Source organism: Algoriphagus aquimarinus (assembly GCF_900112005.1).
Lineage (GTDB): Bacteria > Bacteroidota > Bacteroidia > Cytophagales > Cyclobacteriaceae > Algoriphagus > Algoriphagus aquimarinus.
The window spans coordinates 233,964-249,300 of the sequence record NZ_FOKK01000001.1; the positions used below are offsets into that span (position 1 = coordinate 233,964).

The window sequence follows — 15,337 nt, forward strand, 5'->3', positions numbered from 1 at the left end:
ACCTGCAACTTAGCATCAATGAAGAAATCTATATATCTTTTTTTTACAGCCTCATTCCTTATTTTCTCTTGCTCTCAGAAAAGTGAATTTGGAGGCGAAATCAGTACTGACTCAGAGCAAATTAAGGCAGGAAAAGTTCTTTTTGAGAACAATTGCAGCACTTGTCATAGCTTAGAACAAAATGGGATCGGACCAAATCTAAGTGGGTTAACCCATTCTGTGGAATCTTCATGGATCAAGAATTTTATAAAAAATCCATCGGCTGTAATTGAAGCTAATGACCCAAGAGCTGTAAAGCTTTTTGAATTGTATAAAACCTACATGCCTCCTTTTCCAGGAATAGAAGAAAAGGATCTAGATGCGCTACTCGCATATCTTCATACCTACGAGACCTTACCTGATAGTTTGCCACAAATTGGCTTAGAAAATCCTATCCCTGACTCTGTTCCTGACTCTGGTATTCGTATAGAATTGGAGCTATACAGTCAATTGCCAGCCTCTGATACAGCTTTCCCTTTAGCAAAAATGACTAAAATGGAAGCTATTCCAGGCACAGAGCGCTTATTCATCAATGATCAGCGCGTAGGACTTTACGAACTCATTGATAGCAAGCCAAATGTATACTTACCTATCAGTGAGTTAAAACCTGATATGGTCAGTAAACCAGGTTGGGCTACCGGAATGGCAAGTTTTACATTTCATCCAGAATTTACCAAAAACGGCCTTTTCTATACTGCTCACACTGAACCAGGCGGCACTCAACAAGCTGATTATGGCTATTCGGACACTATCCGAGTTTTCATGCAATGGATTCTAACGGAGTGGAAAGCTGACAATCCTTCAGCTAAGGTTTTCAATGGCTCATCCAGAGAACTTGTTCGAATAGATATTCCTTCTCAGGCTCACGGAATGCAAGAGCTGACTTTTAATCCAAATGCCAAATCAGGAGACGAAGATTATGGCTTGCTTTTCATCGGCTTTGGAGATGGAGGGCTAACAGAAAAACGTGCCGCCCACCTATCCAACAGTAAAGGTTCGAAAATCTACAGTAGTATTCTGAGAATAGATCCAATAGGAAACAACAGTATAAATGGCAAGTACGGAATCCCAACGAGCAATCCTTTTGCAGGTAAAGAAGGAAAAGCAGGTGAAGTATATGCGTATGGCTTTCGTAATCCTAATAGGATTTTTTGGGATACGAAAGGAAACATGTTTGCTACAGATATTGGGCAACACAGTATAGAAGAGCTCAATAAGATAGAAAAGGGCAAGTTCTATGGTTGGCCGATTAGAGAAGGACGATTTATAATCAATCCATATGGCAAGTTCAGAGAAATCTTTCCTCTACAGGAAGACGATGAAAAATTTGGTGTTACATATCCTATCATTCAACTGGACCACGATGAGCTTGCGGCAATATTCGCTGGCTATATCATGCCTTCTGGTCCACTTCAAGGAAAATTGATTTTTGGAGATATACTTTCAGGCAGACTATTCTTCGCTGACTTGTATGATTTAGAAAAGTCTGGTGTAGAAAGCTGGGGAGTGATTTTCGAAGGAAAAGAAATTAGTCTTCTGGAGCTTTGCGGCGGAGAGCGAGTAGATTTGAAGTTTGGAAAAGATGCCAGCGAACAAATTTACATCATGAGTAAGACAGAAGGGAAAATCTTCAAGTTATCAATGAATTGAGCCAATAGATTGGTTTACCTACATACGAGTGTAGGCACTTTGGTCAATACCTGATTGAAACCATCTCATCTTTATCAATGGTCTATTGCTATTCTCTGAAGTAAAAAAATATCATAATAAAGGCCAGCTTAAAAGCTGGCCTTTATTAGTTGATCTTATTGACCCGAAATATTCATTGAGCCCACGTAGTAATCTTTATCTACAGTGATTTTGGCATTTTTCTGCACAACGTCAACTGACTGCCAACTCTGAGTTGGAGTTAAATTCATCTCCTTACCATCCACATCGATTTTCACTGGCATATTGAAGCCAACGACACCATTGTCCCAACGATAATACAACTTGCCTTCCTGCAAATAATAACTGAAAATCGGAATTCGAATATCTCTTAAATATTGATCAAAAACAGGGCTTAGATTAATTCCCGATTTCTGTGAAATGTAATTTTCGATTTGACGTGTTGTCACTGTTTTATGATAAAACTCAGCATTCAAGCCTCGCAAGATTGATCTCCACTTTTCATCGTCATTTATCACCTGGCGAATAGTATGCAGCATATTATGGCCTTTATTATACATGTCGCCAGAACCTTCCTGATTGACTCCATATTTCCCTATCACTGGGGCTGCATTTCCTATCCCTTTTCTCAAACCTAATGTGTATGCAGAAGCAGCTTCTTTTCCATAGAAATAATCAATAAATATATTCTCTGAATAAGAAGTGAAGCTCTCATGAATCCACATATCAGCGATATCTCGATAAGTTATATTATTAGCAAACCACTCGTGCCCTGACTCGTGGATGATGATGTAATCAAACTTCAATCCCCAGCCAGTTCCGCTGAGGTCTCTTCCTAAATAGCCATTCTCATACTTATTTCCATAAGTAACAGAACTTTGATGCTCCATTCCCAAGTAGGGTGCTTCGACTAATTTATAGCTGTCTTCATAAAAAGGATAAGGTCCAAACCAATGCTCAAAAGCTTCCATCAAGCGAGGCGCATCTTTAAACTGTTTCTTAGCTTTGGCTAGATTATCACGGAGTACATAATAGTCCAAGTCCAGCTCGCCTTTTTCACCTTTATATTTTTCTCCAAAATGGACATAATCGCCCACGTTGATATTAATTCCGTAATTATTGATCGGGTTTTTCACTTCCCAATGATAGGTTTTGGTCTTGGCGGCCTTATTGTGATCAGTTTTGATCAATCGACCATTAGAAACATCCATCAGGTTTTCTGGTACAGTCACGCTAATCAAAACACCTTGATCTGGTTCATCATACATGTGGTCTTTGTTTGGCCACCAGATACTAGCACCAAGTCCCTGATTGGAATTTGCAATGAAAGGCAGGCCATTGCTATCCTTGTTCCACGTCAATCCTCCATCCCAAGGAGGGCGAACAGCCTCCACAGGCGTTCCTGAAAATGTAAGAACAACTGCCTTTTCTTCTCCTATCTTTTGGGTTGATTTCAAAGTGATAAAGTGCGCATTTCCATCATGCTCAATTTCCAATTCTACGCCATCTTGCTCTGCCTTGCTAAGCTGCATAGGCGCTTGTAAGTCAATCTGCATGCGTTTAGAATCTTCCAGCACCTTGTATCGTACCGTGTTTTTACCAGAAAGTGACTTAGTCTCCGGATCAACAGTTACTTCCAAATGATAGTATTGCAAATCCCACCAGGCCCGCTCAGGAGTGATCGTGCCGCGAAGAGTATCCTGTCTCGTAAACTCCTCTCCATGAGGAAACATTTGTGCTTGGGCGCTCAGGCAAAAGAGAAGGGAAAAACTAAGTAATATATATCTCATAGCTAATTCAAAATTTGGGATTTGAGTACACAAGATACTTGGAAGGATTTATTGAAAAGGCATACATTTCCACGAAAGGACTTAATTTTAGTGAAAGGAAGCTTGTCAATCATGAAAAAGCAAAGGAATGGCTTAACCAATTTCTATCAACATGTTCAATTATAACAATCGCAAATTCCGCGCGGTACAAAACACTGAAAATGGAGAAACCTCTGCTGAAACGGTTTTCCATTATCATCAAGAAGGCACTATCATAACTGCAGCATATGCTGGAGGAAAAATTGTCAAAGGACAGTTGATAGGTTTGGTGGACGAAGCAGGAAATATCAACATGCGCTATCATCAAGTGAATTCATCTGGAGAACTGATGACTGGCATCTGCCACAGCAAACCTGAAATCTTAGATAATGGTAAAATCCGCCTCCACGAAACTTGGGAATGGACTTCCGGTGATAGGTCTAGGGGAGAAAGTGTTATTGAGGAGATTTGATTTTTATGTTTGATGTCGGATGTCGGGTGTCCGATGTTGCAAAATCGCTAATCGAAGCAATACTGAAATTGGTTTATCGTACATTAGAGTGTTTTAAATCAATTGGTTATGAAAAAGGAAAAATTGAAATCAGATATATATTCCATGATAGCTGATGTGGAAAGTGAAGAATGGCTAGAGGAAATCAAAACTTTTTTAGCCAATAAAGCTGCCTATCAAGAAAGGTTAGTATCTGCTGCACAGGCAGGAGAAAACGATATCATAAACGGAAGATTGATGAGTCTAGAGGAAATAAAATCACGACTATATGATAAAATGAAAAAGCGATCAGATGATGTAAGTAATGGAAATTTTATTTCTCATGAAGACTTAGAAAAAGAGTCAAAAAATTGGTAGGTGGGTTATTATTTTATCACCTAAAAAGAATTGCTAGATCAAGCTAATTTTAATGAAGTACTTCGCAACATATGAAATTCCAAAGCACAAATTATTACCCTTAATTGGAGAAGAAGTGAAAAATGGAGTTACAGGAAGTACTACCTATTTCATAAAATCTTTTGTGTCTGATGAATCAATTGAATTACTAAAAGACTCTAAAGGAATTTTTCAAATTTTCTCAAATGGTCTATTGCTTAGAGTATTCAAAAACAATCGTACGATTTCAATTCCAATACCATTTAATCAAATTAAAAGGTTAGAATTAATAAAGGGAAAGGAGTCTATTCAACCCATATTTTTCTTTCCCATGTGGATTTTATTAAAAGTTGGACTCCGTATTGACATTGCCCGCTATTTTAGACTTAGATATTGGGAGTACAAAATAGAAGCGACCATTCTAGAAATTGAGACGCATTCGGCAACATTTAAACTTGAAACCAATGGTTACACTTTTAACAGCCAAGAAGAATTCTTCGCTAAATTGACAGACATTCAAGAATTAAAAATTATTAAACCCATTCCTTAATTTTCCAAACTGGTAAAATGCCCAGCGGATTTTAAACCCGCCAGGCATATTTTTTAGCTCACAGGCTCAGAAACAGCTTCACGAAGTTCTTGCGCAGCAGCCACCATTTCAATCAAAGCCTTTCTGGTTTCTTCCCAGTGACGGGTTTTCAAACCGCAATCAGGATTCACCCATAGATTTGCCGCAGGAATTACAGCCTTGGCTTTTTCCATTAGTTGGGTCATCTCAGCCTTTGATGGCACTCGTGGAGAATGGATATCATACACCCCAGGCCCAATTTCATTTGGATAGTTAAACTCCGCGAAGGCATCCAACAATTCCATTTGAGATCTTGAACACTCAATCGTAATCACATCGGCATCCATGTCCGCTATATTTTGGATGATGTCATTGAATTCCGAATAGCACATGTGCGTATGGATCTGCGTTTCATCTTTCACTCCAGATGCAGAGAGTCGGAACGCCCGAACCGCCCATTCCAAATACGCCTGCCAGTCAGCTTTACGAAGCGGAAGACCTTCTCTGATCGCTGGTTCATCGATCTGAATCACGCCAATTCCAGCTTTCTCCAGATCCACAACCTCATCTCGAATCGCCAAGGCAATCTGCGTACAGGTCTGAGATCTTGGCTGATCATTTCGCACAAAGCTCCATTGTAAAATCGTAACTGGCCCAGTAAGCATTCCCTTCACAGGTTTGTCAGTAAGTGACTGCGAGAAAGCTGACCAGCGAACCGTCATCGGCTTAGGTCTATGCACATCGCCATAGATAATCGGCGGCTTCACGCATCTACTTCCATAACTCTGCACCCAGCCAAACTTCGTAAAAGCAAATCCTGCCAACTGCTCACCGAAGTACTCAACCATGTCGTTGCGCTCAAATTCCCCATGCACAAGCACATCCATTCCGATTTCTTCCTGCCAAAGAATCGACTCCTTCGTCTCGTCCTCCAATAGTTTTTCGTAAACTTCTTGAGTCAACTCGCCTTTCTTAAATCTCGCTCTCCAGGATCTTACTTCTGTAGTCTGTGGAAAAGAACCAATAGTCGTGGTGGGAAAAAGTGGGAGCTTTAAAGCTGTTTTTTGTAGCGATTGACGGTTTGCAAAGCTGTTTTTCCGCTGATCGTCACCTAGAGCAACACTGGCGACTCTATTTTTCACTTGTTCATCGTGGATCAAGGAGGAGGTTTTTCTATTTACCACTGCTTGTTGATTTTGTGCCAAAATTTCCAAAATCTCCTCAGATGTATCTTTCCCTGCCAATTTTCTAAGAACAACCACTTCCTCTATTTTCTGCGTCGCAAAAGCCAACCATTGCCGTACTTCTACAGGAAGCGATTCGGTATTTTCCTCCAAATCCAGATCACAAGGAGAATGAATAAGCGAGCAGGAAGGCGCTATCCAAACACGATCCTCACCGATCGCTTGTACTGTTTTATTGATCAGCGAAAGAGAATTTTGGAAGTCATTTTTCCAGATATTTCTTCCATCCACCAGACCCAAGGAGAGGTTTACATTTGCTTTCAATTTCCCTGAATCCAGAATATCCTCCAGCTGAGAAGGACATCTCACCAAGTCTAAGTGAAGGGTGTGCACAGGTAGGGAAAGTGCTAATTCCAGATTCGCACCGAAGCAATCGAAGTAATTGGCAAGGATAATTTTAAGTGAAGGGAGAGCTTTTTTGATCTCGCCGTAGACGTATGTAAATGCATTTTGCTCTTTCTCCGTCAAATCCATCGCAAGGAAAGGCTCGTCAAACTGCACATAATCTACATGCAGAGAATCTAGTTTTTTCAGTATTTCCAGGTAAACCGGAAGCAAATTTTTGATCAGATCTATTCGTTCAAATCCAGCTTCTTTTTCCTTGCCCAAAAGCAGATAAGAAACTGGGCCAATCAGGACTGGTTTAGTACTAATTCCAAGCTGCTTAGCCTCAGTGAATTCCTGAATCACTTTTGTAGAAAACAGTTTGAAAAATTGATTATTCGTGAATTCAGGAACGATGTAATGGTAATTCGTATCAAACCATTTGGTCATCTCCATAGCCGTAATATCCAGTCCATCTTGCTGATAGCCACGAGCCATCGCAAAATATAAGTCCAGCTCATTACCTCCTTTTTGAAGAATCACTTCATGATAGCGATCAGGAATCGCCCCAACCATCAGAGACATATCCAACACCTGATCGTAGAAAGAAAAGTCATTGGAAGGAATCAGGTCTATTCCAGCGTCCTTCTGAAACTGCCAATTAGCCTTTCGGATTTTTTCTCCAGCTGTGTGGAGATCTGAATTTGTGATTTTGCCTGACCAATACTGTTCACAGGCTTTTTTGAGTTCTCGGTGGCTACCTATTCGCGGATAGCCAAGATTATGCGTTTGCATCTCTTTTAACTTTTAATGATGAATAATTAGTTAAAAGCTCTTTGGCTAGATTTCACCATGCTGGCAAATCGGGCAATTGGAAAAGTAAAATACGCACATAGCAGATCTTGTCTGAGCCCAAGGGACACAGATAAAAGCATTCTAAGAAAACGTATCAAACTTGACTAAAAAGCCTCATTCGCGGAAGCATCGTCAATTCGGAATAGGCAGGTCTCCTGACTTGTAACGACTTTCATCGTCCTTCCCGTCTCCGTGGTGTTGGCGACAGTGGACATGCGAGGATGATCGTCTTTGGTGTGTTACTTACAGTTGCGCGACAGTTCGTGATTTTCACACGATTCCCTATTAATCTACAGCTAAGTAAAACCTCTTCCGGTTGATAAAGAAATAAAGTTAAGAACTATTTCAGCGGTGAAAGTAGTGAAATTTATGTGATTACCCGTAATGATGCAAGCAACCATATTCTCTTTGATATACTGGAAGAAAGACCGATGACCGAAGTCACCTAAATCTAAGTGTTTACCAAATCCTAATACGCATTTGCATCTTTACTTGTAGTAAATCGATGACAGGAGGAACTTCTAAACTTCAATTTCCCAACAACCAGTTTTAACCAACATTTCAATGCTATGACGGACCGCCTACTTCGTACTTGAGACTTTTTACTTCGTACTTCAGACTTTACATCCTGATTCTCCACTCTTTCGGATAATAGTTATTCACACGGTTTCCTAGGTTTTTGATCCAGCCAAGCGGTAGTTCCTTGTAAGTTATCAACACCCAGCCAATCGGTAAATCAGGAATTTCGATATCATTTTTACGCAAGAATTCTATGGCTTCGGATTCCGAAAGCTCGTGTGCAGGAAAGTCCTTTTTTGGTAAGGTAGACAGCGCCCACTCGTGGTTAGGAATCCAGTCTTTCTTCTGCTTTTTGCCCAGCTCCACTCCAAAATACTTCAAACTCAAATGCAGGGAAAGCTTCTGAAAATGCAGGGTCCAGTCTTTTGAAATCCTGAAATAGGAATCATTCAGCGTGAAGTACTTACCCGTACCATCAAATCCCAATTCTTCATCCAAAATGCTTGATTCCCGATTAAAAACTTCCTTCAAAAATGGATGTTTGAAGTCTTTCACCCGCTTGGGTTCTTGAATGTAAGCTTCTGATGATCGCTTCCAAACTGTGATAAAAAAGCCTTCTCCTTCCACCAGATGAGGAAAAAAACGATAGCCATAAAAAGTTTTACCATCAGCGTCTACCTCAGTTTCCTTGATATTCCAGCTAGCATCAAGAGGAATACGAACTGGCTCATAGGAAAACTCTTCAGTCAAAAATCGGATCATATTCTCATTTTCCTGCTCATTGAACGTGCACGTACTATACACCAAATATCCATCAGCTTTCACCAGAGCACCAGCTTGATCCATGATGCGTTTTTGTCGGGCAGAGCAAAGCTGCACATTATCAAGAGACCATTCGTCCCGTGCCTGAGGATCTTTCCGAAACATTCCTTCGCCCGAACAAGGTGCATCCACCAAAACCAAGTCGAAAAATCCTTGCAGAGGTGCGAAATGATCAGGATCATTGTTTGTCACCACCGTATTTCCCAGGCCCCATTTGATTATATTTTCTTTCAAAATCTGCGCACGTGGCTGAATGACTTCATTGGCAACCAGCATTCCTTCATTACCTAAATAGGCAGAGAGCAAGGTTGACTTACCGCCAGGTGCAGCCGCCAAATCGAGATAAATCCCTTTTGGAATAGCCAAAGAATTCAGAAGATGTTCAATAAAAATCGATGATGCTTCCTGCACATAATACGCTCCGGCATGTATCGCAGGATCAAGAGTAAATGATGGTCTTTCTTCCAAAAAAAAGCCCGTTTTGGACCATGGAATGGGTGTATTTGCCCATGAAAGTGAAAAATCTTTGTCAGAATTTAATCTGATAGAAGTTCGAGAAGGATTATTGATTGCTTGCTTAAATTGCTCAAATTCGGCTTTACCGAGTAGTTCGAGCATCTGAGACTCGAAGTCCTTAGGAAGTTTGGTTGCTGGCATGGGGCAAAGATAAGTTTTTTGGTCAACGCACGAATGTCCATTGTCCACAGCTGCTTTTCTTGCTTTCAAAATTTTTTGCTAATTAACAATTCAACACATGTATTGACTATGGACAGTCTACCAATAATAGTTACCTTCCACAAACATTATCATTATGGAAATCCTCACTAAAATCCTGATTGGTCTTATAGCCGCCCTTCATCTCTACTTTTTGTATTTCGAAATGTTCGCCTGGGACACCATTGGACGCAAGACATTCAAGTCAATTCCAGAGGAAATTTTTCCTAAAACTAAGGTACTTGCCGCAAATCAGGGTCTTTACAATGGCTTTTTGGTAGCTGGTCTGGTATGGTCATTATTGATACCTGATCCTGCCTGGTCTAATTATATAGCTATTTTCTTTTTAGTATGTGTCTTGATCGCAGGAATATTTGGGGCGTTGACAGCCAGCAAAAAAATCTTCTGGGTGCAGGCATTGCCAGCGCTAATCGCTTTGATTCTTGTTCATTTAAAGTAATGTTTAAAAGAAAAGACGGGTAGGGGAGAAACACACACGAAAATCTCTTCTGAAGTTAAGAAATCAGAAATAAAGTAGAACATCAAACTTGCTAATGATATTTTCGAATGCTTTTGTTGAATTAACTACTAATACAAAACTAAAGCAGTTCGGCCCAACACTATTTAAAAAGTTCCTGAAACTTCTTGGATAAAAAAATATTAAACTAAAGTAATTTTTAAAGATATAATCTTCCACTTTCTTTTAACTTCTCTATAAGAGATTTTAATTCACCTGGCTTAGTAGGTTTAATAATATAACCTGAAATAGCACTGATGTTTTTTGCCCTCTCAATATCTACTGGATCCACAGATGAAGACACTATATATATTACTATACTCTTACTTACTTTTGGTATTAACTTAACGTATTCTTCCATAAATTGAAAACCATCCATAATCGGCATATTAATGTCTAAAAGAATAATATCCGGAAGTTCGTTCTCATTATTAAGATTTTCTACCATAAAATTTAACGCCTCTTCTCCATCTGAAAAGGCAATAATTTTTTTAGCTAACCCTAGCGACTCTAATGTTTTAGTTACCATGAACTGGTAAATATCATCATCATCAACAATACATATATTTGAAAGACTATTCATTATAGCTAAAATTTATATTAAAAGTTGTTCCATGGTCAACTTTACTTGAAGCAGAAATCACCCCCCCCATTGCTTCGACTTGAGTTTTTGTCATAAATAAGCCCACCCCTTTAGCATCAGGATGTCTATGAAAGACTTTATTTAATCCAAACAACTTATGCCCGTGCCTCACCAAGTCAATTCCCATTCCATTATCTGCAAATTTTAGGCTTATTACCCCATTTTCTATATCAGATTCAATGTGCAACTCGGGTATCCGCTCCTTATGGCTATACTTAATAGCATTATCGACTAAATTTAGAAAAATACTTTCCAAATAAACTTCATTGTAATAAATCTTTTCAACTTTTGAGAAATCGCTTGTAATTAAAATACCAGATTTTAGAATTTTTGATGAAAGAATTTCTTTTGTTTTAATTAAAACATCATCAAATGTAATTTTTTTAAGATTCTCGGATGACACTTTCTTAGTCTTAATAGCTTCCACTAAGGTGTTTAATGTTTGGGTGAGATGAAAAATTACTTTCTCAAACTTCTCAAAAACATATGCCTTGTCCTCCTCATTTTCTGAAGTATTGTAAAAATGCAACAGCGAGTTAAGATTGCTTACTGGAGCGCGTAAATTATGAGAAGTAATATGTGTAAAATCTGCTAATTGAGTATTTTGAGCAGTTAATTTTTGTGCCAGCACTTCCAAACTTTCTTTCGCTTCAATTATCTTGTTTTGCGCTAATTTTTGTTCTGTAATATCTCGGATAGCTGCAGAGACTAATAGCCCTTCTTCCGTTTGAAGTGGGCTTAGACTAATCTGAATAGGAATTTCTATGCCGTGCTTATTTACACCAAATAATTCCTTTCCTTTTCCCACTCCCATTGCTCTGACTTTAGGGTTGGAGAAAAAGCTACCCCGATGTGCATGATGATTATCCATAAATCGTTCGGGAATGAGAATCTCTACAGATTTATCAAACAATTCTTCTAATGAATATCCAAATAATTTCTCAGCCTGCTTATTTATAAGTTGTATTTTTCCCCCTTCATTCACAATTACCATGGCATCAGGCGCTGATTCTAAAAGGCCTCTAAATTTATTTTCAGCCATCCTTTGCACTGTAACATCTTGGCAGGTGCCAACCATTTCGATAACATTCCCCAGGTTATCAGTAATGACTTCAGCTAAGAGTTGTATAGTTTTTATTGCTCCATTTTCCAGCTGGATGCGATGCATTAGCTCAATAAACTTTCTATCTGAAATAGCCTTATCGAAATAATCCGTAACAATTTCTCGGTCGTCGGGATGAACAAAACTAAAATAGGTATCAAAGGTTAATTCAGTATCCCTTTCCAGCCCAAAAATATGGTAAAGATTAGCAGACCATTTTACAATATTGGTAACTAAATCCCAATGCCAATTCCCCATCATGGTAATCTTCTCCGCAAAACTCAATAGCTGATTTTTTCGCAACAGTTCATTCTCAGCCAATTTTTGTACAGTTATATCACGTATTGCTGCCGAAACTAAGATTCCTTCCTCTGTTTGTAAAGGGCTAAAACTTATTTGAACCGGGATTTCTTTCCCTGATTTATTCACGCCATAAAACTCTTTGCCCTCTCTCATACCTTTGGTTTTTGGGTTTGAGAAAAAATCTTCTATGAAATCTTTAGTAGTTGTGATGTATCGCTCAGGAATTAGAATATCAACAGATTTTTGGAACAATTCTTCGGAAGAATACCCAAATAATAGTTCTGCCTGTTTATTAATAAGTTGTATTACTCCATTCTCATTTGCTATCACCATAGCATCTGGAGCAGACTCTAACAGACCTCTAAATTTATTTTCAGCCATTTTTTGCTCCGTTATGTCCTGGCCAGTGCCTATCATTTCTATTACATCACCCTTAGCGTTTGTAATTACTTCACCTAAAAGCTGAACAGTTTTGATTTTCCCTTTGGTAGTTATAATTCTGTGAGTAAAACTGTAAAACTTTTTATCATTGGCAGCCTTATCAAAATAGTACGTAACAGTCTGCTGGTCTTCGGGATGAACGAAATTGAAATACGATGAGAATTTTAAATCAATAGTATCTTCATTGAGTTCAAACATTTTATAAAGATTGTTGGACCACTTTACTTCATCAGCAACAGTATCCCATTGCCAATGCCCCATCATAGTAATCTCTTCAGCAAAGTTCAACAACTGATTTTTTCTCAGTAAATCATTCTCCGTCGCTTTCCTTTCAGTGATGTCAAATGAAACACTCAAAAACCCTATTTTTTCTCCCAAATCATTTTTGATAGCTGTTAAGGTTAATTGAACAGGAAATGTAGATCCATCTTTCCTTCTATAGGTCCATTCCCGAGTATCATAGTTATCCCGTTTGGCTAATTCCATAAATGGGTCAAACTCCTGATCATCTATACCATAAGCCTTGGCTATATCTTCTGTAAATCCTTCTATTTCTTCTTTAAGTAGATAAATCTCAGGCTTTACTAATCCAATCATTTCAGTCGCAGAATATCCCAATAAAACTTCTGCACCGTAATTAAAATGCGTAATTATACCTTCATTATTAGTGGATATTATGGCAATAGGACCTGAATTGAAAATGGCTTTCAATTCATTATGAGCCTTATTCAAAGCAATTTGAGATATTTTTATATCATTTATATCTTGAAATACTCCAAACAAGCGTACGCATTTACCATTAAAAATCTCTGCTTGACCAATAGCCCGCGTCCATATAATTTTATTATTTGCAGTTACAAGTTCAACTTCTACATCATAAGGAGTTCCGTATTCGCTTGCTTCTTTAACAGCCTTTGAGATGGTATCCCTACTTTTCCCTTCCCTAAAAAAATTAATCGCTGTTTCTAAATCTGGCTCAAAATCTTCTGGCAATTCATGTATCTCACGAACCATTTTACTCCAGAAAATCTCACTTTTGATTAAATTAATGTCCCAGGTTCCTATTCTGGCTACTTTGTTAGTTTTTTCTAATATTTTCTCAATACGGATCCTTTCTTCCTCATTGTCTTTAATGTGAGTAATATCTCCGGTATGCATAAGCAAGCCTCCGATTTTACCTTCAGAAATATACCAAGGACGCACATCCCAATAAATCCATTGAACCGACCCATCCACACGTTTGAAAGGCGCTTCGTCACATCTATCAATAGCTCCTTTAAGACATTTCTGATGATTTTCCTTCCATTCGCTACCTATCTCAGGAAAGAGATCGTAATGTGAACGGCCAATAATTTCTAGCCCTTCCATTTTATAATCTATAATCCATCGCTGTGACACGGCGATGTAGCACATGTTATTGTCTAGCATAGCAATTGCCGTTGGCGCCTGCTCTATAAAAATTTTATTATACTCCTCTTTAGTTTCTAAATCTGTTTTGAGTTTTGTCAACTCTAACACATTCTCTATTATCTTATTTTCTGAGGCAGATAATTTAACATTTGCTTTTAAAAGTTCATCGTTCTTTTTAAATAATTGTTTTAAAGCTGGCATTAATACAAATAAAAATTCTCCTACCAATATTAATACTGCGATTAAAGCAAGAAAATATATTGTTGTCTTCAATTTTGCAAGATTCTCACTTGCTCCCTTCTGATATTCCTCTACTGCACGCTGCATTGTCAGAAAATAGGGAGATTCAGTTTCTGCAATGATCCTTACATCTTGTTCAATTGAACTAGGATTATTTATAATATTCTTACTAGATAATACTATTGTTTCTAAATATCTGTCACTTATTTTTAATAGGGAATCTAACGTACTATTATCTCCATCTCTTTTATTTATTGAAAAAAGATATTTATGTGAGTCTTCAAACTCATCCACTAAGGCTTGGAGGGTATTTAGGGAGTCTTTACCTAACCTCTTACTTAGTTTATTATCAAAGGAAAAAACTAAATTAGTAATACTCTCACTCAGCATACATTGTTGTGAAGCTTTACTAATTAATAGAGCAGAATGTTTTTGAGTATTAACACTGTTTTGTACAATTACCAATGCAGCAAGAACAATCAGTATAATTGTAGATATAAATAATATATATCGTTTTTTAATAGACTTTTCTAAGTTTATCATTTATAACTTTTCTATATTCAACTACTCCAGTCTATCCAAACTGATTGATTTGAGACAAAACCGGATAGCTGTCTCTTTTGCCCTTTCCTCCTTCAATTCAGATCCACATTCGCTTAGGGCCTATGGCCTTGATTTACTATTAATTCACTTACCCGTTATCAGCTTAAAAAGATGAGGTTCAAAATTTAGCCATGCCTAGTACATAATACAGAGCTAATCTCTGTTCTTCACAGTGTACCAGTGTAAATGATATTCCTTAACGGGTAGCTATATAAAATACAACTTTTTCTAAACATCTAACTCTTTTCATATCAAAATGTTATCACCCTAATGAAGGGCTTTTATAGAATTACAGATTTAGTCACATGAAACGCTCTAGTTATTCGCCACATAAAATGGCATCAGCCGTTATAAGCGCTCTCTAGCGTAGTTACTGATTAATCCCTCTTTGGTGAGTCCTCCACTTAATAAATACGTGCGCATTTATTTCTTCAGCATTTAAAGATTGAACATAATCAACTCCTTTTTCTTGGCCTTCCTTCTAATTCCCCCTGTCACATTCCATCCACATTTTGGCTTATCTAGACTAGCGGTAGATTTCTATTATCCTCGCTCCAAGCTAATTAGGATTATAGAAGGCAGGTATATAGAAACTGCAGTCAATCGGAAAGGTAAGTATAAATCTGCTATA

Annotated in this window: 10 protein-coding genes and 1 riboswitch; of the genes, 5 read left to right on the forward strand and 5 right to left on the reverse strand. The window is 38.1% G+C overall.

Features of this window, described 5'->3' with window-relative positions; all coding sequences use genetic code 11:
• The first annotated feature begins 18 nt into the window (after positions 1-18).
• The gene (locus BM291_RS01065) at positions 19-1,689 is read left to right on the forward strand and encodes a PQQ-dependent sugar dehydrogenase (protein ID WP_092894322.1); all 1,671 of its coding nucleotides are present in this window, start codon (positions 19-21) and stop codon (positions 1,687-1,689) included.
• 155 nt (positions 1,690-1,844) lie between these two features.
• Here BM291_RS01065 and BM291_RS01070 read toward each other — a convergent pair whose 3' ends face one another.
• Positions 1,845-3,497 (reverse strand): M1 family metallopeptidase, encoded by a 1,653-nt coding sequence (locus BM291_RS01070; protein WP_092894323.1) that lies wholly within the window; start codon positions 3,495-3,497, stop codon positions 1,845-1,847.
• Between the two features lie 151 nt (positions 3,498-3,648).
• Here BM291_RS01070 and BM291_RS01075 point away from each other — a divergent pair, with 151 nt between their 5' ends.
• The 3 genes from BM291_RS01075 to BM291_RS01085 all read left to right on the forward strand — a co-directional run bounded on the left by BM291_RS01075 (position 3,649) and on the right by BM291_RS01085 (position 4,951).
• Complete coding sequence (locus BM291_RS01075; protein WP_092894324.1) at positions 3,649-3,987, forward strand: avidin-fold protein; 339 nt, start codon at positions 3,649-3,651, stop codon at positions 3,985-3,987.
• A gap of 108 nt (positions 3,988-4,095) precedes the next feature.
• Complete coding sequence (locus tag BM291_RS01080) at positions 4,096-4,383, forward strand: hypothetical protein (protein WP_092894325.1); 288 nt, start codon at positions 4,096-4,098, stop codon at positions 4,381-4,383.
• Positions 4,384-4,435: 52 nt separating this feature from the next.
• Complete coding sequence (locus BM291_RS01085) at positions 4,436-4,951, forward strand: hypothetical protein (protein ID WP_092894326.1); 516 nt, start codon at positions 4,436-4,438, stop codon at positions 4,949-4,951.
• 53 nt (positions 4,952-5,004) lie between these two features.
• On the opposite strand, the gene metE is transcribed toward BM291_RS01085, so the two are convergent.
• Positions 5,005-7,332, reverse strand: coding sequence for a 5-methyltetrahydropteroyltriglutamate--homocysteine S-methyltransferase (metE, locus tag BM291_RS01090; protein WP_092894327.1), 2,328 nt, complete (start codon positions 7,330-7,332; stop codon positions 5,005-5,007).
• 188 nt (positions 7,333-7,520) lie between these two features.
• Positions 7,521-7,718, reverse strand: a riboswitch (cobalamin riboswitch).
• 295 nt (positions 7,719-8,013) lie between these two features.
• On the reverse strand, positions 8,014-9,390 hold the full coding sequence (locus BM291_RS01095; protein ID WP_092894328.1) for a methyltransferase RsmF C-terminal domain-like protein: 1,377 nt from the start codon (positions 9,388-9,390) through the stop codon (positions 8,014-8,016).
• Between the two features lie 154 nt (positions 9,391-9,544).
• Here BM291_RS01095 and BM291_RS01100 point away from each other — a divergent pair, with 154 nt between their 5' ends.
• Complete coding sequence (locus BM291_RS01100) at positions 9,545-9,907, forward strand: DUF1304 domain-containing protein (RefSeq protein WP_092894329.1); 363 nt, start codon at positions 9,545-9,547, stop codon at positions 9,905-9,907.
• A 217-nt stretch (positions 9,908-10,124) separates the two neighbouring features.
• Here BM291_RS01100 and BM291_RS01105 read toward each other — a convergent pair whose 3' ends face one another.
• Complete coding sequence (locus BM291_RS01105) at positions 10,125-10,547, reverse strand: response regulator (protein WP_092894330.1); 423 nt, start codon at positions 10,545-10,547, stop codon at positions 10,125-10,127.
• A complete protein-coding gene (locus BM291_RS01110; protein ID WP_092894331.1) occupies positions 10,540-14,646 on the reverse strand; it encodes a PAS domain S-box protein in 4,107 nt (1,368 codons plus the stop codon). The genes BM291_RS01105 and BM291_RS01110 overlap by 8 nt, the downstream gene beginning before the upstream one ends.
• Positions 14,647-15,337: the final 691 nt, after the last annotated feature.

Bases quoted from the DNA above. Each gene is read 5' to 3' on its own strand.
- BM291_RS01065 (WP_092894322.1), top strand. From the start codon at position 19: ATGAAGAAATCTATATATCTTTTTTTTACAGCCTCATTCCTTATTTTC.
- BM291_RS01070 (WP_092894323.1), bottom strand. From the start codon at position 3,497: ATGAGATATATATTACTTAGTTTTTCCCTTCTCTTTTGCCTGAGCGCC.
- BM291_RS01075 (WP_092894324.1), top strand. From the start codon at position 3,649: ATGTTCAATTATAACAATCGCAAATTCCGCGCGGTACAAAACACTGAA.
- BM291_RS01080 (WP_092894325.1), top strand. From the start codon at position 4,096: ATGAAAAAGGAAAAATTGAAATCAGATATATATTCCATGATAGCTGAT.
- BM291_RS01085 (WP_092894326.1), top strand. From the start codon at position 4,436: ATGAAGTACTTCGCAACATATGAAATTCCAAAGCACAAATTATTACCC.
- metE (WP_092894327.1), bottom strand. From the start codon at position 7,332: ATGCAAACGCATAATCTTGGCTATCCGCGAATAGGTAGCCACCGAGAA.
- BM291_RS01095 (WP_092894328.1), bottom strand. From the start codon at position 9,390: ATGCCAGCAACCAAACTTCCTAAGGACTTCGAGTCTCAGATGCTCGAA.
- BM291_RS01100 (WP_092894329.1), top strand. From the start codon at position 9,545: ATGGAAATCCTCACTAAAATCCTGATTGGTCTTATAGCCGCCCTTCAT.
- BM291_RS01105 (WP_092894330.1), bottom strand. From the start codon at position 10,547: ATGAATAGTCTTTCAAATATATGTATTGTTGATGATGATGATATTTAC.
- BM291_RS01110 (WP_092894331.1), bottom strand. From the start codon at position 14,646: ATGATAAACTTAGAAAAGTCTATTAAAAAACGATATATATTATTTATA.